We start from the raw sequence: 20,732 nt of genomic DNA on the forward strand, positions 1-20,732 counted from the left end.
GGGCCGGAGCTGACGGTCCATGGAGAGCAGGAGTTGTGGACGTGGTGCACCTACGCGGGGTCGACGAGGTACCGCGTGTACGCCGGGACGGTGAGGAAGGTCGGGAACTCGTCGCGGAGTGCCACCTCGCGGAACAGCTCGGCGGCGTCGTCGAAGCGGTCGTCCGCGGTGCGGGGCAGCGAGGCGAGGAGCTCGTCGAGGAGGTCCTCGACCCGCTCACGGGTGATCGGACGGCCGTCGTCGGTCGCGACGTCCTGGTGGATCCACTGCCAGACCTGCGATCGGCTGATCTCCGCCGTCGCCGCATCCTCCATCAGCCCGTCGATGGCCGCGGCGCCGATCCCGCGGAGCCAGGAGTCGAGGTAGCGGACGGCGATCGACACGTTGTCGCGGAGACCGGCGTCCGTGACCGCGCGACCGATGCGGACGTCGAGGAGCTGCGCTGGTGTCACCGACACGTCCTCCCGCAGGCGGTCGAGCTGGTTCGGACGATCACCGAGGACCGCGTCGAACTCGGCCCTGGCGGTCTCGATGAGGTCCGGGTGCGCCACCCAGGTCCCGTCGAAGCCGTCGCCCGCCTCGCGGCGCTTGTCGGCCGAGACCTTCTCGATCGCGCGCGCCGTCGCCTCCGGATCGCGCCGGTTCGGGATGAACGCGGACATCCCGCCGATCGCGTGCGCACCGCGGCGGTGGCACGTCTGCACGAGGAGTTCCGTGTAGGCGCGCATGAACGGCACCGTCATCGTCACCTCGCTGCGGTCGGGCAGGACGAACCGGGCACCGCGCCCCCGGTAGTTCTTGATGATCGAGAAGATGTAGTCCCACCGACCGGCGTTGAGACCGGCGCAGTGGTCGCGGAGCGCGTACAGGATCTCGTCCATCTCGAACGCCGCCGGCAGCGTCTCGATGAGCACGGTGGCGCGGATCGTCCCATGGTCGAGACCCAGGCGTTCCTCGGTGAACGTGAAGACGTCGTCCCAGAGCTGCGCCTCCTCGCTCGACTCCAGCTTCGGGAGGTAGAAGTACGGCCCGCGGCCGGCGTCGATGAGCGGGCGGGCGTTGTGGAAGACATAGAGGCCGTAGTCGACGAGGCTCCCGGAGGCCGCCATCGCCGCCCCGGATCGGTCGATGAACCGCAGGTGCTTCTCCACGAGGTGCCAGCCGCGCGGGCGCATGACGATCGTCGGCGTCTCCGTCGCGGTGACGCGGTACACCTTCCCCGTCTCGTTCGTGAACGTCAGCTCGCCGCGGACGGCGTCGCGCAGCGAGAGCTGACCACCGATGACGTTGGCCCACGTTGGGCTCGTCGCGTCCTCCTGGTCGGCGAGCCAGACGTTCGCGCCGGAGTTGAGGGCGTTGATCGTCATCTTCGGATCGGTGGGGCCGGTGATCTCGACCCGGCGGTCCTCGAGACCTGGCCCGGCGCCGGCGACGCGCCAGGAGCGGTCCTCCCGGATCGACGCGGTGTCATCGCGGAACCGCGGGTCGCGGCCGTTGCCGATCTCGAAGCGTCGGCGCATGCGCTCGGCGAGGCGGTCATGGCGCGCACCCGCGAACCGCTGGTGCAGGTCCGCGAGGAAGGCGAGCGCGTCCGGGGTGAGGATCTCCTCGTACCGGTCACCGAGACGACCGACGACCTCGATGGCGGGGCCGGTGCGCTGCGTGGGCACCGGCCCGGTGGTGGGTGTGGACGGGGAAGCGAGCAGGGTGTTCATGGGGTGACTCCGTTTCGGATGGTCGTGCGTCGGATGGGTCCTTCGAGCGGTCCCTGAGCTTGTCGAAGGGCGGGGCTGGTGTGGATCAGTGGAACTGTTGTTCCTCGGTCGATCCGGCGAGGGCGAGGGTGGCGCTGCCGGGGTTGAGGGCGGTCGCGACCAGGTCGAAGTAGCCGGTACCGACCTCCCGCTGGTGCTTGGTGGCGGTGTAGCCGCTGGCTTCTGCGGCGAACTCGGCTTCCTGGAGGTCGACGTAGGCGCTCATCGCCCGCTCCCGGTAGTCGCTCGCCAGGGTGAACATCGAGTGGTTCAACGCGTGGAAGCCGGCGAGGGTGATGAACTGGAACGCGTATCCCATGGCGGCGAGCTCCCGCTGGAAGGACGCGATCTGCGCATCGTCGAGGAGCGACTTCCAGTTGAACGACGGCGAGCAGTTGTAGGCGAGCAGCTTGCCCGGGAACCGCTCGTGGACGGCCTCGGCGAACCGCCGGGCGAGGTCGAGGTCGGGTTCCGCGGACTCGACCCAGAGCAGGTCGGCGTACTCCGCGTAGGCGAGGCCGCGTGCGAGCACCGGACCGATGCCGTTCTCCACCTCGTAGAAGCCCTCCGGGGTCCGGTTCCCGTTCAGGAACGGCAGATCGCGTTCGTCGATGTCACTCGTGAGGAGCGTTGCTGCCAGCGCATCGGTGCGGGCGATGACGATGGTCGGGACACCGGCGACGTCCGCCGCCAGCCGGGCCGCATTGAGGGTCCGGATGTGCTGGCTCGTCGGTACCAGCACCTTGCCGCCCATGTGGCCGCACTTCTTCTCAGCCGCGAGCTGGTCCTCCCAGTGGACGCCCGCGGCGCCGGCCTGGATCATGCCGGCCATGAGTTCGTAGGCGTTCAGCGGTCCACCGAAGCCGGCTTCGGCGTCGGCGACGATCGGCGCGAGCCAGTCGATCGCCTCGGGTCCCGGCGTCTCCCCGACAGCTCGCTCGGCGAAGTCGATCTGTTCGGCCCGGAGCAGCGCGTTGTTGATCCGCCGGACGACCGCCGGAACCGAGTTCGCCGGGTAGAGGCTCTGATCGGGGTAGGTCTGCCCGGAGAGGTTCGCGTCGGCGGCGACCTGCCAGCCGGAGAGGTAGATCGCCTGCAGGCCAGCCCGGACCTGCTGCACGGCCTGGTTGCCGGTCAGCGCGCCGAGGGCAGGCACCCACTCCTCGGTGTGGAGGAGGTTCCACAAGCGCTCCGCCCCTCGGCGGGCGAGCGTCGGCTCCTCCCGGACACCGCCGCGCAGGCGGACGACGTCCTCAGCGGTGTAGTCGCGGCGGACCCCGTCCCAGCGCGGGTCGGTGTCCCACTCGCGCTGCAGTTCCTCGGCCGTCTGCGTCTGGTCGCCGGCGCGGAGGGGCGTGCGGTGGTCGGTCGGTCGGGTGGCTTCGTTGCTCACGATGACTCCTGTGGTGTCGAGGTCGGTGGGGCGGGTCGTGCTGTGGGAACGATCCTGCGCTCGCCGCAACCCCGACGGACGTCATCCGTGGACAGAAGAACGGCCGACCTTCTGTTTGCCGGAACAACCGGCGCGTGTGAGCATGATCACCATGACCAGCACCGCCGCTGCTCCACCCGTCTCCGCCACCGCTGGTGACGGACCTGCTCCGCACGCGGACGCCCTCGTCCTCGGTCGCCGGATCCGCGATGCCCGATCCCGTGCGGGCCTCACCCTCGACGAACTCGCACAGGCGATCGACCGCGCACCGTCGCAGGCGTCGGCGATCGAGAACGGGCATCGGGAGCCGAGCCTGTCGATGCTCCGCGTCATCGCCGCGGCCCTCGGCACCACCGTCGACGACCTCCTCCGTGACGAACCGCCGAGCGACCGGGCCGCGCTCGAGATCGCCGTCGAGCGTGCCCAGCGGGGGCCCGTCTTCTCCGCCCTCGGGATCGCGCCCATCCGCGTCTCGAAAGGGACAGCGGACGAGACGCTGCGCACCGTGCTGGCGCTGCACGACGAGGTCGCCCGCCTGCATCGGGAGCGAGCGGCGACACCCGAGGAGGCGCGCCGGGCCAACGCCGTCCTCCGGGCGGACATGCGCGCGGCCGACAACCACTTCCCCGAGCTCGAGGCCGTCGCGAAAGGACTGCTCGACGCCGTCGGCTACACCGGAGGGCCGGTCTCGCACCAGACGGTCGCGGAGATGGCACAGCACCTCGGGTTCTCGCTCCACTACGTCGGCGACCTGCCGCACTCGACGCGCTCGGTCACCGACCGGCGCAACGGTCGGATCTACCTGCCGACCGAACCCTCGATGTCCCGTGATTCGCGTTCCCCCATCCTCCAGGCGTTCGCCAGTCACCTGTGCGGACACGAGGAGCCGGGAAACTACGCGGACTTTCTGCGCCAGCGCGTCGAGACCAACTACCTGACGGCGGCCATCCTGCTGCCCGAGCGTGACGCCGTGCGCGTCCTCGGTGAGGCGAAACAGCTCCGGCGCATCTCGATGGAGGACCTGCGCGACGCGTTCGCGGTGTCGTACGAGACCGCCGCGCACCGCTTCACGAACCTCGCGACGAGGCACCTCGGACTCCCGGTGCATTTCATGAAGGTGCACGAGTCGGGGACGATCATCAAGGCGTACGAGAACGACGGGGTCACGTTCCCGTCCGACGTCCTCGGAGCGGTGGAAGGCTCGCTCGTCTGCCGCAACTGGACGGCCAGGACCGTCTTCGACGTCGAGGACCGCTTCAGTCCCTGGTATCAGTACACGGACATGGACACGGGCACCTTCTGGTGCACCTCGCGGATCGAGAAGGCCAAGGAGGGCGAGTACTCGGTCAGCGTCGGCGTCCCGTTCGCGCACGTGAAGTGGTTCCGCGGACGAGAGACGCCGCATCGGTCCACCTCGAACTGCCCCGACGAGCGATGCTGTCGTCGGGCGTCGCCGGCGCTCGCCGAACGGTGGGAGGGGAAAGCCTGGCCGGCGGCGCGGACGCCGACGAGTCTGCTGGCGGCGCTGCCGACCGGATCCTTCCCGGGGGTCGACTCCGTCGAGGTGTACGAGTTCCTCGAGTCGCACGCGCCGCGGGCGGACTGAGGTGAGGCACCTCGTCGCCCGACGTGGTGTCGAGCGACGAGGTGCCTCACCTCAGCGTGATCAGCTCGCGAGGCGCGGGTAGTCGGTGTAGCCCTCGGCGCCCGGGCCGTAGAAGGTGGCCGGGTTCGGCGTGTTCTCCTCGTGCTCGCCCGCCCAGCGCTCGACGAGGTCGGGGTTCGCGATGGCGAGACGCCCGACGGCGACGGCGTCGGCGTGCGCGTGCTCGACGAGGGCGATCGCCTCGTCGCGCGTCGTGACGGTGCCGAAGCCGCTGTTGACGATGAGCTTGCCGCCGAAGTGACCGCGCAGGTCCTGGACGAGCGCGCCGGCCGGGTCCTCGTGGAGGATGCTGACGTAGGCGAGGCCGAGCGGTGCCAGGGCGTCGAGCAGTGCCTCATAGGTCGCGCGGACGTCGGCCTCGTCGGTCTCCGCCGTGTCACCGGCACCGTTCATCGGGGAGATGCGGATGCCGACGCGCGCTGCACCGACCGCCTCGGCGACGGCGCTGACGACCTCGGCGACGTACGACGCGCGGGCCTCCGGGCTGCCTCCGGCGCGGTCATCGCGCACGTTGGAGACGGGGGAGAGGAACTGGTGCAGCAGGTAGCCGTTCGCGGCGTGGAGCTCGACGCCGTCGAGTCCTGCTTCGATCGCGTTGCGGGCCGCCTGGACGAACTCCTCGCGGACCGTGTCGAGCTCCTCGGTGGTCAGCGCGTGCGGGACGGGGTACGGCTGGGCGCCCGCGGGCGTCCGGACCTCGCCGGCGATGGCGATCGCGCTCGGCGCGACGATGCGGTCGGTGCCCGTGATGTCGGTGTGCGAGACGCGGCCGCCGTTCATGAGCTGCATGACGATGAGCCCGCCCGCTCCGTGCACGGCCTCCGCGACGCCCCGCCAACCCTCGACCTGCTCGGGGGTGACGATGCCAGGCTGGCCCGGGTAGGAGCGCGACTCGGCGCTCGGGTAGGTGCCCTCCGTGATGATGAGCCCGAGTCCTGCGCGCTGGCTGTAGTGCTCGGCGACGAGGTCGCCGGGGACGCCGTCGGCTCCGGACCGCATGCGGGTGAGCGGGGCCATGACGACGCGGTTGGCGAGTTCGAGGTCGCCGAGTCGGACGGGCGCGAAGAGATCCATACGGGTGATGCCTTTCGTGGGGGATGCGGCTCGCGGAGGACGCGGCCTCCGGACGCAACCCGGCTGCGGCCGTCGATATTCCGATGATGCTTCTGGACCTTGTGCATCTGGAATACTTCTTGCTAGGCTCACGGTGTGGTCGTCGGGCTCTGTCCCCGCAGCTCGCGACGAGCACGACCCGGTGTCGACGAATCCGAGGGGGAGGCGTCGGCACCGGGAACCCTGCCAGGATACGAAGATGCCCGCCCCCAGATTCGGCCTCGTCTCCGATCTCCGTCGCCCGGAGTCCGGTGAACGCGCCGAGCGCGTCACCTTCGTCGAGTTGTTCTTCGACCTCGTCTTCGTCTTCGCGCTCACCCAGCTGAGCAAGCTCATCGCCGACGACCAGAGCGTCACCGCCGCGCTCGAGTCGATCGTCCTCATCCTGGCGCTCTGGTGGTCCTGGGTGTCCACGAGCTGGGTGACGAACTGGCTCGACCCGGAACGGCTCGCGGTGCGACTCGCGCTCATCGGCTTCGGCCTGTTGGCGTTCGTCGCGGCGGTGTCGGTGTCGGCGTCGTTCACCGACCGCGCGCTGGCGTTCGCCGTCGCCTACGTCGTGCTCCAGCTCATCCGGACGCTGTTCATGGTCGTGGCGACCTGGCGGCACGACCGCGACGTGGCCCTGAGCTTCGCACGCGTCCTCGTCTGGACCGCGTTCGCCGCGGTCTTCTGGATCGCCGGCGCGCTGGTGCCGACCGACTGGCAACTGGCGTTCTGGATCTGCGCCGTCGCCATCGAGTACGGCGGCGGGGCCCTCGGATTCCGGTTGCCGGGTGTGCGGACCTCGGAGGTCGAGAGCTGGGAGCTCTCCGGTGCGCACCTCTCGGAGCGGGCGTCGCTCTTCATCATCATCGCGATCGGCGAGTCGCTGCTCGTCACCGGGTTCGCGTTCGTCGCGCTCGAGACGTCGGTCGCCGCCGTCGTCGGGATGCTGAGTGCCTTCGTCTCCGCGGTCGCGCTGTGGTGGTTGTACTTCCACCGCACGGAGGCGGCGGGACGCCGAGCGGTCGAGGCCGCCGAGGAGGAGGCCGACCGCGCCGACGGTGACGAGGGTCGTCCCGGTCGACGGGGACCGGGACGTCTCGGACGCATCGCGCGCGACGGATACAGCTACGCCCACGTCGTGATCGTCGCCGGGATCGTGCTCGTCTCGGTGGGGGACAGGGAGATCCTCGACCGACCGGCCGACGCCGTCGAACTCGCCGGGGGCGTCGTGATCCTCGGCGGCCCGGTCCTCTATCTGCTCGGGCTGTCGCTGTTCCGGTTCGTCGTCGACCGCGCCGTTCCACTCGCGCCGGTCATCGGCCTCGCGATGCTCGCTGGCTGCGCGGTCGCCGCGTTCCTCGTGCCGCAGCTCGGGGAACTCGTCCTCGGGTGTCTCTGCACGCTGGTGCTCGTCCTCGCCGCGATCGCCGACACGGTCCTCCCGGACCGGCGGGTCACTGCGGAGCGTCGCCAGGCTTGATCTGGGCGCCCTCGCGGTGCGGCCCCGTGTCGTAGCGGGCGCCGCCCCGGTCGCTCGGCTGCGCCGCGAGCCAGATGAAGAAGAACCAGCCGAAGATCGGGACCAGGTTGATGAGCTGCCACCAGCCGCTGTGGTCCGTGTCGTGCATGCGACGGGCGTTCAGCGACAGCCCCGGGATGATCGTCGCGAGGCCCCAGATCCCGGACAGGACGCTCTGGACACCCCATGCGGGTCCTTCGGTGACCTGACCCTCCCAGAAACCGGCCGTCACCCCGGTCGCGACGTCGACACCGCGTCCGATCACCAGGAGCGCGGTGACGATGACGGCGTGGACGACCACCCACCACCAGAACTCGCTCCGGCTGGCCCGCCCGGTGAAGATCGGATACCGCTTCCAGAAGCGGAGGAACGCCTGGATCGGGCCGGCGCCCGGGAGCGGGCTGTCATCCGCGAACCGGGCCGGGATCCGGCGATCGTCCTTGCGGTCCGTCTCCGCCGCGTTCGCGGTCACTGCGTGTTCGTCTGCGCTGCTCATCGGTCCCCCTGGGTCGAATCGTCGTGCATTCGTGCGTCCACCCTACCGACATCGCCAGCACATGTTGTATTTCAGAGCAACATATGGAATATTAGTTGTACAACACGTGCCGATTTCGGCCCCGACCCTGGAGAATCACCATGACCACCGCACTGTCCCCTCGATCCCGCCGCCTCGTCCGCTGGGCCGCGCTGCCCGTCGCCGTCGTGGCGAGCGGCGTCATCGTCTCGACCGCCTCCTACGCCGCCTTCACCTCGTCGACCGACAACGCCGGCAACGCCTGGAGCGCCGGAGCGATCGCGCTGAGCGATGACGACTCCGGCGCCGCCATGTTCGCCGCGGACGACCTGCAGCCCGGCTCGACCGGCGTGAACTGCATCGCCGTCACCTCGGACGGCTCGCTGTCGTCCGACATCCGTCTCTATGCGGACAACGCGGCGCAGACGCAGGACCTCGACCAGCACCTGCAGCTCGACATCGTCCAGGGCGCCGGCGGCGGCTACGGGTCCTGCGAGGACTTCGTCCCCGCGACCACGGGCGCGTCCGTCTACAGCGGCACCCTCGCCGGCCTCGCGAACACTGCGTTCGACCACGCGTCCGGACTCGGCTCGTGGGCCTCCGTCGGCGGCGGCGAGGAGCGCGTCTTCAAGGTCACGTACACGCTGTCCCCGGATGCGCCGAACACCGTCCAGGGTGGCACGGCGGCGGTCGACCTCGTCTGGGAGGGTCGCACCTCCTAGGCGATCCCGGTGCTCTCGTCCCGCTGACGGGAGCACCGCGGCCCGCCTGTCCCCGTCCACCTCGTCCCTCCGGGAGCTCTCATGGAACCGTCATCCGCCCGCCGGCGCATCGTGTCGTCCGTCATCGTGGTCGTCGCCCTCGGTGCGCGCGTCCTCGCGTTGCTCGCGCTGTGCCTCCTGGCATGGGCCGCTGTGCCGAAGCTCGTCGGGTGGGTTCCGACCACCGTGGCGTCAGGTTCCATGGAGCCGCGCATCAGGACCGGCGACGTCGTCGTCTCGATGCCGATCGACGGCGCCGACGCCGCGGCAGGGCAGGTGGTCCTCGTCGACGGACCGGGCGAGGACGACGCGCTGCTCCTGCACCGCGTCTTCGAGCGGGAGGCGGAGGGACTCCGCCTGAAGGGTGACGCGAACCGGCAACCGGATCGACAGCTCGTCCAAGACGACGCCGTTCGTGGCGTCGGCGTCCTCCGAGTCCCGTACATCGGTCTCCCCGTCGTCTGGGCGCACGAGGGTCGGTGGGCGGAGCTGGCCCTGCTCGCCCCTTCGGCGGCGGCGACCGGCTGCGCCATCGTGTGGACGCGGCGGTTCCTCGTCGACGAGCGTGGCCGCACGACCTCGCGTGGGCGGTTGCAGGCCATGGGCCCGGTGGGCGGCGTCGCTCTGGCCGGTGTCCTGGCGATCGCGGCAGTCGTGCCGACCGCCGGTGCGTCCTGGACGAGCGCCGCGGACTCCTCGGGCAACCACCTCGGAACCGAGGTGTTCTCCTGCCTCGGCCAGCCGCTCGGTGCTCCGGAGATGTGGTTCGACTTCAACGAGCCGAGCGGTACGGCGCTCGTCAACGCCGGGTCCGGCCCCGGGTTCGCCTTCATCAGCAACGAGGCCGTGCGCGTCGACGGTGTCTGTGGCGACGGTCCCTTCGCCCGACTGGACGGAGTCGGGACCCAGGTCACGACGATGCCTCAGGTCTCTTCGCCGCGGACCTTCTCGCTCGAGACCTGGTTCCGCACCACGCGCCCGCAGGGCAAGCTGATCGGCTTCGGCGTGGCACAGACGGTCGGGTCCTGGAAGGCCGATCGGCACCTGTACATCGGCCCTGACGGACGACTGGTGTTCGGCGTGCAGTCCGGTTCGCCTGAGGTCGTCATGTCGCCTGAACCGGTGGTGGACGGCGAGTGGCATCACGTGGTCGCCGTCATGTCCGAGTCGTCAGGAATGGAGCTGTACCTCGACGGCGAGTTGGTCGCGTCGAACCCGAGCACCGGTTCCACGAACTACCGCGGCTACTGGCGTATCGGTTTCGACAACGTGACGGCTGGCTGGCCGAACGCCCCCACGTCGCCCTGGTTCGGGGGCGACCTCGACGCCGTCGGCGTTCATCTGCGCGCGTTGTCGGTCGAGGAAGTCGCCGATCACGCGGCAGCCGGGCGCCCGTGACCGACCGTGGTCGGCTGCAGGGTCCCGCCGGTTTTACAGCCGGGCGACCGTGCCGTACACTGGATGGAGGTAGTTGAAATCTGCCATGATTTTCTGCGCCTGTTTTCACCCGTGTGGTGAGGCAACGCTCAGGAGTTCAGGGTAGCTTCGACCCCTCCGGTGCGTCAGCACTGAAGGGCGGTGGCTCAATTGGTAGAGCAGCGGTCTCCAAAACCGCAGGTTGCAGGTTCAAGTCCTGTCCGCCCTGCGAGTCGGTGCGTATGCACCGGCACACGAAAGGTGTAACGAGTGGCCCCGAAGAGTACCGACACGCCCGGCGAGGACGTCGTCGTCAAGGCGAAGGCGGACCGTGCCGAACGGCGCGGCTTCTTCTCGGGCATCGTCCTGTTCCTGAAGCAGGTCTTCGCGGAACTCAAGAAGGTCGTCACGCCGACGCGGAAGGAACTCCTCAGCTACACGGCTGTGGTGCTCGTCTTCGTCTGCATCATGATGGCGCTCGTCTACGGCATCGACTTCGTCTTCGCCTGGGTCGTCACGCTGGTGTTCGGTACCGCGAGCTAGTTCCGCTCAGGTTCCGGTGCTCCGGTCCGGCACCCGGGTTCCACAATCACAGACGGCGACGCAGTCGTCACGCGCCAGGATCTGGCGCCGCGGTCGGGGATCACCCACGATCCGCACAACAGAAACGGAATGGAAATCAGTGTCTGAGCGAAACTCGAACGACGTCGACTGGGCAACCGCTGCCGAGCAGTCCTCGGAGGACGACGAGGCCCAGGAGGGCAACGTGCTCTCGGCCGACGAGCACTCCGTCGACCCCGCTGAGCACAACGCCGTCCACGTCGAGGAGACCGGCGACACCGAGGTCGACCTCGACGCCGTGCTCGACGCGATGGCCGAGGCCGTCGACCCCGAGGCCGACGCCGTCGTCGACGACGCCCTCGAACTCGACGAGGCAGCCGAGGTCGAAGCCGCAGCAGAGGCCATCGCCGAAGAAGAGGCAGACCCCACCGACGCCGACGCCGAGCCCGCCGAGGAGTCCGAGGAAGACCCTTACGACGCGTTCCGCAAGGAACTCCGCTTCCTGCCCGGCAAGTGGTACGTCATCCACTCCTACGCCGGTTTCGAGCGCAAGGTGAAGGCCAACATCGAGCAGCGCAAGTCGACGCTCGAGGTCGCGGACTACATCTACCAGGTCGAGGTCCCCATGGAAGACGTGGTCGAGATCAAGAACGGCCAGCGCAAGATGGTCACCCGCGTCCGCATCCCCGGCTACGTGCTCGTCCGCATGGACCTCAACGAGGACAGCTGGTCGGTCGTCCGCCACACGCCTGGCGTCACCGGCTTCGTCGGCAACGCGCACAACCCCACGCCGCTCCGCTTCGAAGAGTCCTTCAACATGTTGAAGTCGCTCGTCGAGGTCAAGGAGACCGCGCCCGTCAAGGGCTCCGGCACCAAGGGCAGCGCCACGCAGCAGCGTGTCATCCCCGCCGAGGTCGACTTCGAGATCGGCGAGACCATCACGATCAAGGAAGGCTCGTTCGCGGGCCTCCCCGGCTCCATCAGCGAGATCAAGCCCGAGAGCGGCAAGCTCACGGTGCTCGTCTCCCTCTTCGAGCGCGAGACTCCGGTCGAGCTCAGCTTCGACCAGGTCACCAAGCTCTAAGCCACACGGCTCCACAGTCCACCGCCGCCCGACGGGCGCGCGGGAGAGCGCACATCATCCGATGGCGTTCGAACCCCAGAAGAAGGAAGAAACATGGCACCGAAGAAGAAGGTCACGGGTCTCATCAAGCTGCAGATCCAGGCCGGCGCCGCAAACCCCGCTCCCCCCATCGGCCCCGCCCTTGGTCAGCACGGCGTCAACATCATGGAATTCTGCAAGGCGTACAACGCGGCCACCGAGTCGCAGCGCGGCAACGTCATCCCCGTCGAGATCACCGTCTACGAGGACCGTTCGTTCACCTTCATCCTGAAGACCCCGCCCGCAGCGGAGCTCATCAAGAAGGCCGCCGGCGTCGCCAAGGGCTCCGGTACCCCGCACACCGTCAAGGTCGCGAAGCTCACCAAGGAGCAGGTCCGTCAGATCGCCGAGCAGAAGGCTCCCGACCTGAACTCGAACGACATCGACGCAGCCGCGAAGATCATCGCCGGCACCGCCCGCTCCATGGGCATCACGGTCGAGGGCTAGTCCTTCCGAACCGCACGGGGTGAGCCGTCCAGGCCACACCCTCGCACCTTTCTTTTTCACTCGTGGCAGCGCCGGCCAGGCGCAGATGACCACATTTCTCATAGGAGAACACACATGGCACAGAAGTCGAAGGCCTACCGGGCCGCAGCCGAGAAGATCGAGGCTGACAAGTTCTACACCCCGAACGAGGCCGTCGCCCTCGCCAAGGAGACCGGTTCCGCCAAGTTCAACAGCACCGTCGAGGTCGCCCTCAAGCTCGGTGTCGACCCGCGCAAGGCGGACCAGATGGTCCGCGGCACGGTCATCCTCCCGCACGGCACGGGCAAGACCGCCCGCGTCATCGTCTTCGCGACGGGCCCGGCAGCGGAGGCCGCGATCGCGGCCGGTGCTGACGAGGTCGGCGGCGACGAGCTCATAGCGAAGGTCGCCGAGGGCTACACCTCGTTCGACTCCGCGGTCTCCACCCCGGAGCTCATGGGTAAGGTCGGTCGTCTCGGTAAGGTCCTCGGTCCCCGTGGCCTCATGCCGAACCCCAAGACCGGCACCGTGACGCCGGACGTGGCCAAGGCCGTGTCCGACATCAAGGGCGGCAAGATCGAGTTCCGCGTCGACAAGCACTCCAACGTGCACTTCGTCGTCGGCAAGGCCTCGTTCGACGCATCGCAGCTCGAGGAGAACATCAACACCGCGCTCGAGGAGATCCTCCGCCTCAAGCCGTCCTCCTCGAAGGGCCGTTACATCCAGAAGGGCGCCGTGTCGACCACGTTCGGCCCCGGCATCCCGCTGGACGTCAACTCCATCTAGTCTCACCAGTACGAAGGCCCGGTCGCGTCACGCGACCGGGCCTTCGTCGTTCTCCGGGGTGGCGTCGTACGATGCAGGGATGGTCTCCACCCGCACTGCTCAGGCCGACGACGCCGCCACCCTCGCCACGCTCGCCGCAGCGACCTTCGCCCTCGCCTGCCCACCCGGCACCGCGCAGGAGCACATCGACGCGTTCATCGCCGAGCACTTCACCCTCGACCGGTTCACCGGCTACCTGGCAGATCCCGGACGCGCGCTCCGGCTCCTCGTCGACGACGATGACGGCACGGCCATCGGCTACACGATGCTCGTCTTCGGTGATCCGATCGACCCCGACGTGCTCGCCGCGGTCACGCACCGCCCGACAGCGGAACTCAGCAAGCTGTACGTGCTCCCCGCGAGCCACGGTGCCGGCGGAGCGCGCCTGCTCATGGAGGCGACGCTCGACGACGCCCGGTCCCGAGGCGTCACGTCGGTGTGGCTCGGGGTGAACCAGCAGAACGCCAGGGCGATCCGGTTCTACGGCAAGAGCGGCTTCGAGGTGGTGGGGACGAAGACGTTCCTGGTCGGGCCCGAGCGGCACGACGACTTCGTGATGGAACGGATGTCGGAACGGGGCCCGATCGGCTAGCCCTGGCAGGCCTCGGTAGGAGTGCGGACGAGCAAGCTGTTCGACTGATATGTTTGTGGACGACATGAGCGGCGCTCGGTGAGCTGCGCCCTCGATCCTCCCAAGCACGTCTCCCTCCTGGTGGAGGCCGAGGCGGCGCGGGCCGACAGGCCCGATCACGAAAGGACGCCCCTCCATGAAGCCCCACACAGCCCTCTCGATGGTCGTCCTGACGGCCGTCGCCGCCACAGCGCTGGTGTCCGGTCCGGCATCGGCCGCGCCCGTCGGTCAGGCCGGATCAGACGCGGAGACGTCGGTGACCGCCACGCAGCCGCGGTTGCGCGGCAAGTTCGTGACCGATCCGGCGTGGTCCACCGGATTCCACGGATGGGCGCCGCGGGGGTCCTCGCAGTGGCTCACCCACCCGCAGTCGATCGGCACCGGCGGGCCCTACGGGTTGTCGTACGAGGCAGCGCTGGCGGCCGCCGCCACCGCGACCTTCCCTGCCGTCGGCACCAGCGGTCGGATCGAGATCAACGGCCAATGCCTCACCACGGACCGGGGCGGCACGAGGACCGATCTCGTGCGCGTGGCGAGCTGCTCCTCGGCGAGCACGCAGTACACGCTGGCCGCCGACGGGTTCCTCACCGATCCGTCCGGGCGGCGCCTGAACGTCCTCGGGGTCGGCACGAAGGACATGCAACTCGGATTCGGGCCGAACAACGACGCAGACGTCAGCAAGCTGGTGATGAGCCAGCTGGTGCCGGACCTGTCGCCGTCGGCCTCCGTGCCGACCCCGTCGCTCCGGCAGGGCGAATCGGTCCAGGTCCAGGCGACCTTCAACACCGACGCGGGTGGTCAACGGATCGACATCGTGCCGCCGCTCGGTACCAGGATCACCGCCGTGGCGAACCCGGCATTCGCGCTCGACGGCACCGGTGCCGGGGGCACCCTGCCGATCGGCACCACCGCCGTCACCTTCACCCTCACTGCCGACGCCGACGCGCGGCTCGGCCTGGCCACCGGCGGGAGCGTCAGCTGGTCCACGAACCGGGTGAAGCTCGCGGACTTCACGGCGAACGTCCTCGCGGCACCCATCGCGCCTGGTGTCGCCATCCCGAACGTCACCGTACGACAGGGGGACGCCGTCGAGGTCCCCGTCGCCTTCACCGGATCGGTGTCCGGATCCGCGGAGATCGTCGTCCCGGCCGGGCTCAGGCCCACCGGCGATGCGCCGGCCGGATTCACCTGGTACCCCGCGAGCAACAGCTACCGGGGCACGATCACGGCCGCGAACCGATCGTTCACCCTGGCGCTGACCGCGAACGCCGATGCCGCCGTCGGCGTGTTCGACGGCGCCGTGCGCGCCACAGGGATCGACCAGGTGTGGACCGCGACGATCGAGGCCGGTGCGCCGGTTCCCGACGCCCCGGTCGTCCTGCTCTCACCGGCGATCGGTGGGGTCCTCGAGCCCGGCGCCCCGGTGTTCTCCGGGACCGGTCAGCCCGGTGCACTGATCCAGGTCTACGGAGCGTGGGGTTCGCTCCTGGGTGAGACCCGCGTGGAGACGGACGCCACCTGGACGCTCACCTGGAACAAGGCGCTGACGCCCGGGACCTACTCGGGCGGTTCGGTCCGGCAGTACCTCGACGGCAAGCCGTTCACGAGCGTCCCTTACGACTTCCGAGTCGACTGGCGGGTGGCGCCCCTCGTCGTGACCTCCCCGTCGGTCGGGGCGATCGTCTTGGAGAACAGCCCCGTGTTCACGGGCACCGCACAGCCGGGTGCGGCGATCGAGATCCGCGGTGCGTCGGGAGACCTCCTGGGCGCCGTCGACCGCGTCGCCGACGACGGCCGATGGACCATCACCTGGAACAAGACCCTGCTGCCCGCACGGTACGTCGGCGGCACCGTCAGGCAGTTCGTGGACGGCGAGCAGACCCACTCGGTCGTCTACGACTTCACCGTCGTCGTCCCACGCCTCGAGGTGGTGTCGCCCGCACTCGGCGGCACCATCGCCGGAACCCGGCCGGTGTTCTCAGGCCACGCGAACCCCGGCGCCCTGATCAAGATCCGCGGGGCCTGGGGCACGGACCTCGGGAGCATCACGGCCGGACCGCAGGGCGACTGGAGCATCACCTGGCCGTCGGACTACCTGCCTGCTCGGTACTCGGGTGGCACGGTGACGGAAGCCGTGGGTGGCACGGTGATCAGGACACTGCCCTACGACTTCACCCTCGTCCGCTGAGCGTCGGGTGGCGGCGCCGTAGCGGCGTCGTCACCCGACGGCCTCGGTCGTCAGCCGTCGGCGACCTTCAGGACGATCTTGCCGCGTGAGTGCCCGCCCTCGAGGAGCACGTGGGCCTGCCGGACGGCGTCGAGGTCGAACACCTGGTCGACGAACACCCGGACGTCCCCGGACTCCAGCAGCCTGCTGATGGTGTCGAGCGTGGCACCGTCGGGTGCCACGGTGAACCGCGTCGCGCGGACGCCCGCGGCGCGAGCCTCCTCCTCGAGCGTCGGCCAGGAACCGGTCGGCGCGTTGATGATGAGCCCGCCGGGACGCAGGACCCGCAGGGAACGCGACCCCGTGTCCTCCACGGTGTTGCCCACGAGGTCGATCACGACGTCGACCTGGTCGACGACGTCCTCGAACCGGTGCAACTCGTGGTCGACCGCCTGATGGGCGCCGAGTTCGCGCAGCCAACCGACGTTCCGACCGGAGCCGGTGGCGATCACCCGCGCGCCGAAGTAGGTGGCGAACTGCACGGCGAAATGCCCGACACCGCCGCTTCCGGCGTGGATGAGGATGCGCTGCCCCTCGTGCGCCTTCGCGACGTCGACGACCATGCCCCATGCGGTGAGCGCGGCGAGGGGGACCCCGGCGGCCTCGACGTGCGACAGGGTCGTCGGCTTCCGCGTCAGGCTCAGAGAGGACACCGTGACGTACTCGGCGTAGCTGCCGCCCGTCCGCGGGAAGCTCGTCATGCCGTAGACCTCGTCGCCGGGCAGGAGACCGGCAGCGGCGAAGGGCGACTCGACCACGATGCCGCTGAAGTCGTACCCGAGGACGGCCGGCATCGCCGTGATGGAGGAGGAGACGCCCCGGCCCGCGCGGGTCTTGGCGTCGACCGGGTTCACGCCGGCCGCGACGACCTTCACGAGGAACTCCGCCATGACCGGACGCGGTGTCGGTACGGTCTCCATCCGGAGGACCTCAGGGCTGCCGACGGCGTCGATCACCGCGGCTCGCATGGTCTCCGGTGCCGGCTTCACCGCGTCCGCGGTTGTCGCCAGAGACCAGGAGTGTCCGACTCCTTGACGCATCGAGTACTCCTTCGTCGTTCATCCCCCGAAAGCTCCACCCGGCGGAGGTCGGCTCGGCGACGAGTCTCGCTCCGGTGCGTGGTCCGGCTCTGTTCTCATCAAAGCCGTCGAATGAGTCGGCGCTGTTACGGGGGTGTCAATTGGCTGGAAACGATTCCCTCTCTTCGGGGGACACGGCGGCCCGGCTGTCGCCTGATCCTCGGGCGCGTGCTTCCGATACAGTGGCGCAATGCGCGCACTGTTCGGAGTCATCAGGATCATCGCGGGTGGGGTGATCATCGCCGCCATCGTCGGCCAGTTCGTCTACACCCTGTCCTTCGGTGATGCGCCCGACGACTTCTTCGTCAACTTCTTCAGCTACTTCACGATCCTGTCGAACGCGCTGAGTGCGATCGTCCTGTTGGTCGGTGCCGGGTTCTGCTTCCGGCTGCGACGCGATCCGGCCTGGTACAACCTGGTCCTCGGCTGCGTCGTGACCTACATGGCGACCACGGGCGTCGTCTACAACCTGCTGCTCCGCGGCATCGCCCTCGACCAGGGGCACACCCTCGGCTGGTCGAACGAGGTGCTGCACCTCATCGCACCGATCTACCTGGTGCTCGTCTGGATCGTGACGCCCGGCAAGTCCCGCCTCGAATGGCGTCAGGTGTGGGCGATCATCGCGTTCCCGCTCGTCTGGACCGTCTACACGATGATCCGCGGATCGATCGTCGGCTGGTACCCGTACCCGTTCCTCAACCCGGCTCAGCCCGGCGGGTGGGGAGCCGTCGTCGTCTACATGATCGCCATCGCCGGGTTCATCGGCCTGATGGGCTGCGCCGTCATCGCGTTGAGCCGGACGAGGCTCATCCGCGGATGACGGGGGCCACATCAGACCAGCGGGTCTCTCGCCCGTCGGCCGTCCGTCGGCGCCGATCCGTCGCCCTCGGGTTCGCGATCATCGGTGGCGTGCTCCTCGTGGTCGCCACGATCATGATCTGGGCCGCACGACTCAGCCTCGGCAAGAACAGCTACGTGAGCGGCCTCGGTGCCACCGGCGAGGTGACGGCTCCGGTCTTCAACGCCGCACTGCTCATGGTCGCGGTCGGTGGTCTCAGCATCGCTGTGGCGCTGCAGCGAGCCGTCCCGTCCCGCAAGCCCGGTCAGCGCCGCACGAGGGTTGGACTGCTGCTCATCCCCTGGCTGCTCGTCGGACTGTCGAGCCTGTGCTTCCTCGTGGCGTCCCGGGTGACCTGCACCTACGAGTGCCCGATCCCGTCGAATCCGCTGTTCACGCTCCAGGACGCGGTGCACATCTCCTTCGCCGTGCTGGGCTTCGCCCTCGCCTGCCTGGCGATGATCGGGTCGGCCCTCGGGTCGCGGCTGCGCGCCGTCCGGCGGCTGTCCTGGTTCGCCGGATCCGCCGTCGCGGTGGTCGCGGGGCTCGGTGGCCTGCTCTCACTCGCGGAGGTCGGGCAGCAGGTCGGCAGTTGGCTGGAGTTCGCGGCGATGACCATCGCCCTGTTCTGGCTCGTCGGGTACGGCCTGGCGGAAGTCCTCGCCGTCGGGAAGGCGGACGACGTCGGACGCCCTGGTTCCGCACTGGAGGACGCGCGTCAGGTCGACGCGGCCTCGAGCGCCCGGGGCTGAGTCATCGCGTCGATCGCCGGTGCGGACAGGGCGTCGCGCAGCACCATGATCGCCGCTCCCAACACCCCGGCCTCCTCGCCGGCCGTCGAGGTGACGATGCCGAGGTGTCCGGTGGCGAGCGGCATCGACCGGCGGTAGACCACCTCGCGGACACCGGTGAGGAGATGTTCACCCGCCCGGGTCATCGTCCCGCCGAGCACGATCACCGAGGGGTTCAGGAGGTTCACCACGACACTGAGCACCTCACCGATCTCCCGGCCGGCCTGCCGCGTGGTCTCGATGGCCGTACGGTCGCCCGCGCGGATGAGTGCTGCGACGTCGCGACTGCTGACGGCGTCGATCCCGCGGGCGCGGAGCTCGGTCGCGATCGCCGGCCCGCTCGCGATGGCCTCGAGGTCGCGCTCGTCGTCCGCAGCGCGCGGGGAGTCTCGGCCGACGGGGACCTGGACGTGCCCGATGTCGCCGGCCGCACCGAGTGCCCCGCGCTGCAGCTCGCCACCCGCGATGATGCCGGCACCGATACCCGTGGACACCTTCACGTAGACGAGGTCGTCGGTGTCCGGCCAGGAGATCGCGTGCTCGCCGAGCGCGAGGACGTTGACGTCGTTGTCGACGAGGACCGGGACGTCGATGGTCCGACGGATGTAGGCGGGGACGTCGAAACGGTCCCAGCCCGGCATGATCGGCGGGTTCGTCGGCCGTCCGGTCGAGTGCTCGACCGGCCCCGGAAGCCCGATCCCGATCCCGATGACCGGGGGCGCGACCGGCTGGGGTGTGGCCCAGGTCTGCGGAGCGGCCAGCAGGGCCGACGCCGCTTCGACCACCCAGTCGAGGACGGGCTCGGGTCCTGCGGCGATCTGCAGCTCCGATCGGCTCGTCGCGAGGATCGCGCCGGCCAGGTCGGTGACGGCCACCGTCCCGTGCGTCGCCCCCAGGTCGACGGCGACGACGACGCGCGCGAGCGGGTTGAATGCGATCCGTGCGGGCGGGCGACCACCCGAGGAGGCTGCCTCTCCAGCGGGACGGAGCAGGTCTGCGGCCACGAGGGCGTCGATCCGGAGGGAGACGGTGGAGCGGGCCAGGCCGGTCAGGGCGCACAACTCCGACTTCGTGCGTGCCTCACCGCCGCGGAAGAGTTGGAAGAGGTCGCCGGCGCCCGGTGCTCCGGGGGAGGGGCGTAGCGGCTCGGTCATGGCGACAGTCAACCACCTCGGCGGACTTCTGTCGACTTGTCGTCAGAAGTCGGCGCTCAGCAGTGGTTCCCGGAGCTGCCGCGTGACGGGCGCAGGCTCCGGGAGGACCGGGCGCCGGGCGGCTGGATTGGTGCGGTGGTACAGCTCGTCGATGAGTGCGTTCGCAAGGCCCACAAGCTTCGCGATCTCGACGTCATCCCGCTCGACCCATCGACAGAGCGGTTCGTCGTCGATGGGGACGAAGTCCTTATGCTCCTCCCAGACGACGAGCGTCCGCTCCGCGCCGATCACGTACTGCTGCCACCACACCTGGCGGAGGTAGTTGCGGGGGATCGAGCGCCAGGACTTCGTCGTGGTCTTGATCTCCGCGAGCACGACGGCCCCGCGCTCGGTCACGGCGATGCCGTCGGGGGTGGCGAGGTGACGGTGTTCGACCTCGGCCCGGAAGAGCGCCGACGAGGGGTTGATCCCGTGCGTCGCGGCGACCCACCGGGCGATCTCCGGCTCGCGGGCGCGACCGTGGTCGGTGAAGGCGTTGCCGGAGAAGCCCGTCCCGCCGAGCTTCGCGTCGGCCGCCCGCTGGATCGAGGCCGGGGTCGAGAGGGTGGCGACGTCGGTCGCGGTGATCCCGCGCGAACGAGCCCGCAACCACGAGATGCGGTCGCTGGAGTCAGCGACGATCCGGGAGAGCAGAGCTGAGTTCACCTCTCCATTGTCCCCCACGCTTCCGACTCCTGCGGTATTCGTCGCCGGGGGAGCGGCGACCGGTGGGAGACTTTTGTTTGACCACCGACAGAAGTGTGGTTAGCCTGGATCTCGCAGCAGCGGCTGCCTGA

The 20,732-nt window shown here is 69.3% G+C and carries 19 protein-coding genes and 1 tRNA gene; 13 read left to right on the forward strand and 7 right to left on the reverse strand.

The features are described from left to right. Nucleotides 1–50 precede the first annotated feature (50 nt). Both aceB and aceA read right to left on the reverse strand, forming a co-directional pair. Complete coding sequence (gene aceB / locus IFT89_RS11780) at nucleotides 51–1,715, reverse strand: malate synthase A (protein ID WP_202939056.1); 1,665 nt, start codon at nucleotides 1,713–1,715, stop codon at nucleotides 51–53. Nucleotides 1,716–1,800: 85 nt separating this feature from the next. After that, the gene (gene aceA / locus IFT89_RS11785; protein WP_192005878.1) at nucleotides 1,801–3,147 is read right to left on the reverse strand and encodes an isocitrate lyase; all 1,347 of its coding nucleotides are present in this window, start codon (nucleotides 3,145–3,147) and stop codon (nucleotides 1,801–1,803) included. 151 nt (nucleotides 3,148–3,298) lie between these two features. On the opposite strand from aceA, the gene IFT89_RS11790 reads away from it, so the two are divergent. Then, complete coding sequence (locus tag IFT89_RS11790) at nucleotides 3,299–4,792, forward strand: helix-turn-helix transcriptional regulator (RefSeq protein WP_124767358.1); 1,494 nt, start codon at nucleotides 3,299–3,301, stop codon at nucleotides 4,790–4,792. A 60-nt stretch (nucleotides 4,793–4,852) separates the two neighbouring features. On the opposite strand, the gene IFT89_RS11795 is transcribed toward IFT89_RS11790, so the two are convergent. Continuing rightward, a complete protein-coding gene (locus IFT89_RS11795; RefSeq protein WP_086474912.1) occupies nucleotides 4,853–5,926 on the reverse strand; it encodes an alkene reductase in 1,074 nt (357 codons plus the stop codon). A gap of 238 nt (nucleotides 5,927–6,164) precedes the next feature. Between IFT89_RS11795 and IFT89_RS11800 the strand changes: the two genes are divergently transcribed. Continuing rightward, nucleotides 6,165–7,433: a low temperature requirement protein A gene (locus tag IFT89_RS11800; protein WP_202939057.1), complete on the forward strand. Its 1,269-nt coding sequence runs from the start codon at nucleotides 6,165–6,167 to the stop codon at nucleotides 7,431–7,433. Here IFT89_RS11800 and IFT89_RS11805 read toward each other — a convergent pair. Beyond that, nucleotides 7,408–7,968: a DUF805 domain-containing protein gene (locus tag IFT89_RS11805; protein ID WP_137243902.1), complete on the reverse strand. Its 561-nt coding sequence runs from the start codon at nucleotides 7,966–7,968 to the stop codon at nucleotides 7,408–7,410. The genes IFT89_RS11800 and IFT89_RS11805 overlap by 26 nt on opposite strands. Before the next feature lie 140 nt (nucleotides 7,969–8,108). On the opposite strand from IFT89_RS11805, the gene IFT89_RS11810 reads away from it, so the two are divergent. From IFT89_RS11810 to IFT89_RS11850, 9 genes are all read left to right on the forward strand, one after another. Next, entirely contained in the window at nucleotides 8,109–8,708 is a 600-nt protein-coding gene (locus IFT89_RS11810) for a hypothetical protein (protein ID WP_191941768.1), read from the forward strand. Nucleotides 8,709–8,789: 81 nt separating this feature from the next. Further along, nucleotides 8,790–10,145, forward strand: a complete 1,356-nt coding sequence (locus tag IFT89_RS11815) for a signal peptidase I (RefSeq protein WP_202939058.1) — start codon at nucleotides 8,790–8,792, stop codon at nucleotides 10,143–10,145. A gap of 174 nt (nucleotides 10,146–10,319) precedes the next feature. Then, nucleotides 10,320–10,392 (forward strand) — tRNA-Trp (locus IFT89_RS11820). Between the two features lie 41 nt (nucleotides 10,393–10,433). After that, nucleotides 10,434–10,706, forward strand: coding sequence for a preprotein translocase subunit SecE (gene secE / locus IFT89_RS11825; protein ID WP_079706702.1), 273 nt, complete (start codon nucleotides 10,434–10,436; stop codon nucleotides 10,704–10,706). 139 nt (nucleotides 10,707–10,845) lie between these two features. Continuing rightward, nucleotides 10,846–11,808, forward strand: a complete 963-nt coding sequence (nusG, locus tag IFT89_RS11830; protein WP_079706703.1) for a transcription termination/antitermination protein NusG — start codon at nucleotides 10,846–10,848, stop codon at nucleotides 11,806–11,808. A 93-nt stretch (nucleotides 11,809–11,901) separates the two neighbouring features. Continuing rightward, nucleotides 11,902–12,333, forward strand: a complete 432-nt coding sequence (gene rplK / locus IFT89_RS11835; RefSeq protein ID WP_056014074.1) for a 50S ribosomal protein L11 — start codon at nucleotides 11,902–11,904, stop codon at nucleotides 12,331–12,333. A gap of 114 nt (nucleotides 12,334–12,447) precedes the next feature. Next, on the forward strand, nucleotides 12,448–13,137 hold the full coding sequence (rplA, locus tag IFT89_RS11840; protein WP_079706704.1) for a 50S ribosomal protein L1: 690 nt from the start codon (nucleotides 12,448–12,450) through the stop codon (nucleotides 13,135–13,137). 79 nt (nucleotides 13,138–13,216) lie between these two features. Next, complete coding sequence (locus tag IFT89_RS11845) at nucleotides 13,217–13,768, forward strand: GNAT family N-acetyltransferase (protein ID WP_202939059.1); 552 nt, start codon at nucleotides 13,217–13,219, stop codon at nucleotides 13,766–13,768. Between the two features lie 175 nt (nucleotides 13,769–13,943). Beyond that, a complete protein-coding gene (locus IFT89_RS11850) occupies nucleotides 13,944–15,995 on the forward strand; it encodes a hypothetical protein (RefSeq protein WP_202939060.1) in 2,052 nt (683 codons plus the stop codon). Nucleotides 15,996–16,045: 50 nt separating this feature from the next. Here the strand turns inward: IFT89_RS11850 and IFT89_RS11855 are convergent, their stop codons facing one another. Beyond that, on the reverse strand, nucleotides 16,046–17,002 hold the full coding sequence (locus tag IFT89_RS11855; protein WP_191942133.1) for an NADP-dependent oxidoreductase: 957 nt from the start codon (nucleotides 17,000–17,002) through the stop codon (nucleotides 16,046–16,048). 301 nt (nucleotides 17,003–17,303) lie between these two features. Here IFT89_RS11855 and IFT89_RS11860 point away from each other — a divergent pair, with 301 nt between their 5' ends. Together IFT89_RS11860 and IFT89_RS11865 are read left to right on the forward strand one after the other, a co-directional pair. After that, nucleotides 17,304–17,933 carry a Pr6Pr family membrane protein gene (locus IFT89_RS11860; protein ID WP_159879921.1) on the forward strand — a complete coding sequence of 210 codons (630 nt, stop codon included), beginning with the start codon at nucleotides 17,304–17,306 and terminating at the stop codon, nucleotides 17,931–17,933. Then, entirely contained in the window at nucleotides 17,930–18,703 is a 774-nt protein-coding gene (locus tag IFT89_RS11865) for a DUF998 domain-containing protein (protein WP_202939061.1), read from the forward strand. The genes IFT89_RS11860 and IFT89_RS11865 overlap by 4 nt, the downstream gene beginning before the upstream one ends. On the opposite strand, the gene IFT89_RS11870 is transcribed toward IFT89_RS11865, so the two are convergent. Together IFT89_RS11870 and IFT89_RS11875 are read right to left on the reverse strand one after the other, a co-directional pair. Next, nucleotides 18,670–19,896, reverse strand: a complete 1,227-nt coding sequence (locus IFT89_RS11870; RefSeq protein ID WP_202939062.1) for an ROK family transcriptional regulator — start codon at nucleotides 19,894–19,896, stop codon at nucleotides 18,670–18,672. The genes IFT89_RS11865 and IFT89_RS11870 overlap by 34 nt on opposite strands. A 42-nt stretch (nucleotides 19,897–19,938) precedes the next feature. After that, a complete protein-coding gene (locus tag IFT89_RS11875; protein WP_124767348.1) occupies nucleotides 19,939–20,601 on the reverse strand; it encodes a YqaJ viral recombinase family protein in 663 nt (220 codons plus the stop codon). Nucleotides 20,602–20,732 lie beyond the last annotated feature (131 nt).

It is taken from the genome of Plantibacter sp. CFBP 13570 (genome assembly GCF_014841395.1).
Taxonomy (GTDB): Bacteria; Actinomycetota; Actinomycetes; order Actinomycetales; family Microbacteriaceae; genus Plantibacter; species Plantibacter auratus.

Bases quoted from the DNA above. Each gene is read 5' to 3' on its own strand.
- IFT89_RS11815 (WP_202939058.1), top strand. From the start codon at position 8,790: ATGGAACCGTCATCCGCCCGCCGGCGCATCGTGTCGTCCGTCATCGTG.
- IFT89_RS11865 (WP_202939061.1), top strand. From the start codon at position 17,930: ATGACGGGGGCCACATCAGACCAGCGGGTCTCTCGCCCGTCGGCCGTC.
- IFT89_RS11870 (WP_202939062.1), bottom strand. From the start codon at position 19,896: ATGACCGAGCCGCTACGCCCCTCCCCCGGAGCACCGGGCGCCGGCGAC.
- IFT89_RS11800 (WP_202939057.1), top strand. From the start codon at position 6,165: ATGCCCGCCCCCAGATTCGGCCTCGTCTCCGATCTCCGTCGCCCGGAG.
- IFT89_RS11810 (WP_191941768.1), top strand. From the start codon at position 8,109: ATGACCACCGCACTGTCCCCTCGATCCCGCCGCCTCGTCCGCTGGGCC.
- IFT89_RS11845 (WP_202939059.1), top strand. From the start codon at position 13,217: ATGGTCTCCACCCGCACTGCTCAGGCCGACGACGCCGCCACCCTCGCC.
- IFT89_RS11850 (WP_202939060.1), top strand. From the start codon at position 13,944: ATGAAGCCCCACACAGCCCTCTCGATGGTCGTCCTGACGGCCGTCGCC.
- IFT89_RS11790 (WP_124767358.1), top strand. From the start codon at position 3,299: ATGACCAGCACCGCCGCTGCTCCACCCGTCTCCGCCACCGCTGGTGAC.
- rplK (WP_056014074.1), top strand. From the start codon at position 11,902: ATGGCACCGAAGAAGAAGGTCACGGGTCTCATCAAGCTGCAGATCCAG.
- IFT89_RS11795 (WP_086474912.1), bottom strand. From the start codon at position 5,926: ATGGATCTCTTCGCGCCCGTCCGACTCGGCGACCTCGAACTCGCCAAC.
- IFT89_RS11805 (WP_137243902.1), bottom strand. From the start codon at position 7,968: ATGAGCAGCGCAGACGAACACGCAGTGACCGCGAACGCGGCGGAGACG.
- IFT89_RS11860 (WP_159879921.1), top strand. From the start codon at position 17,304: ATGCGCGCACTGTTCGGAGTCATCAGGATCATCGCGGGTGGGGTGATC.
- IFT89_RS11855 (WP_191942133.1), bottom strand. From the start codon at position 17,002: ATGCGAGCCGCGGTGATCGACGCCGTCGGCAGCCCTGAGGTCCTCCGG.
- rplA (WP_079706704.1), top strand. From the start codon at position 12,448: ATGGCACAGAAGTCGAAGGCCTACCGGGCCGCAGCCGAGAAGATCGAG.
- aceB (WP_202939056.1), bottom strand. From the start codon at position 1,715: ATGAACACCCTGCTCGCTTCCCCGTCCACACCCACCACCGGGCCGGTG.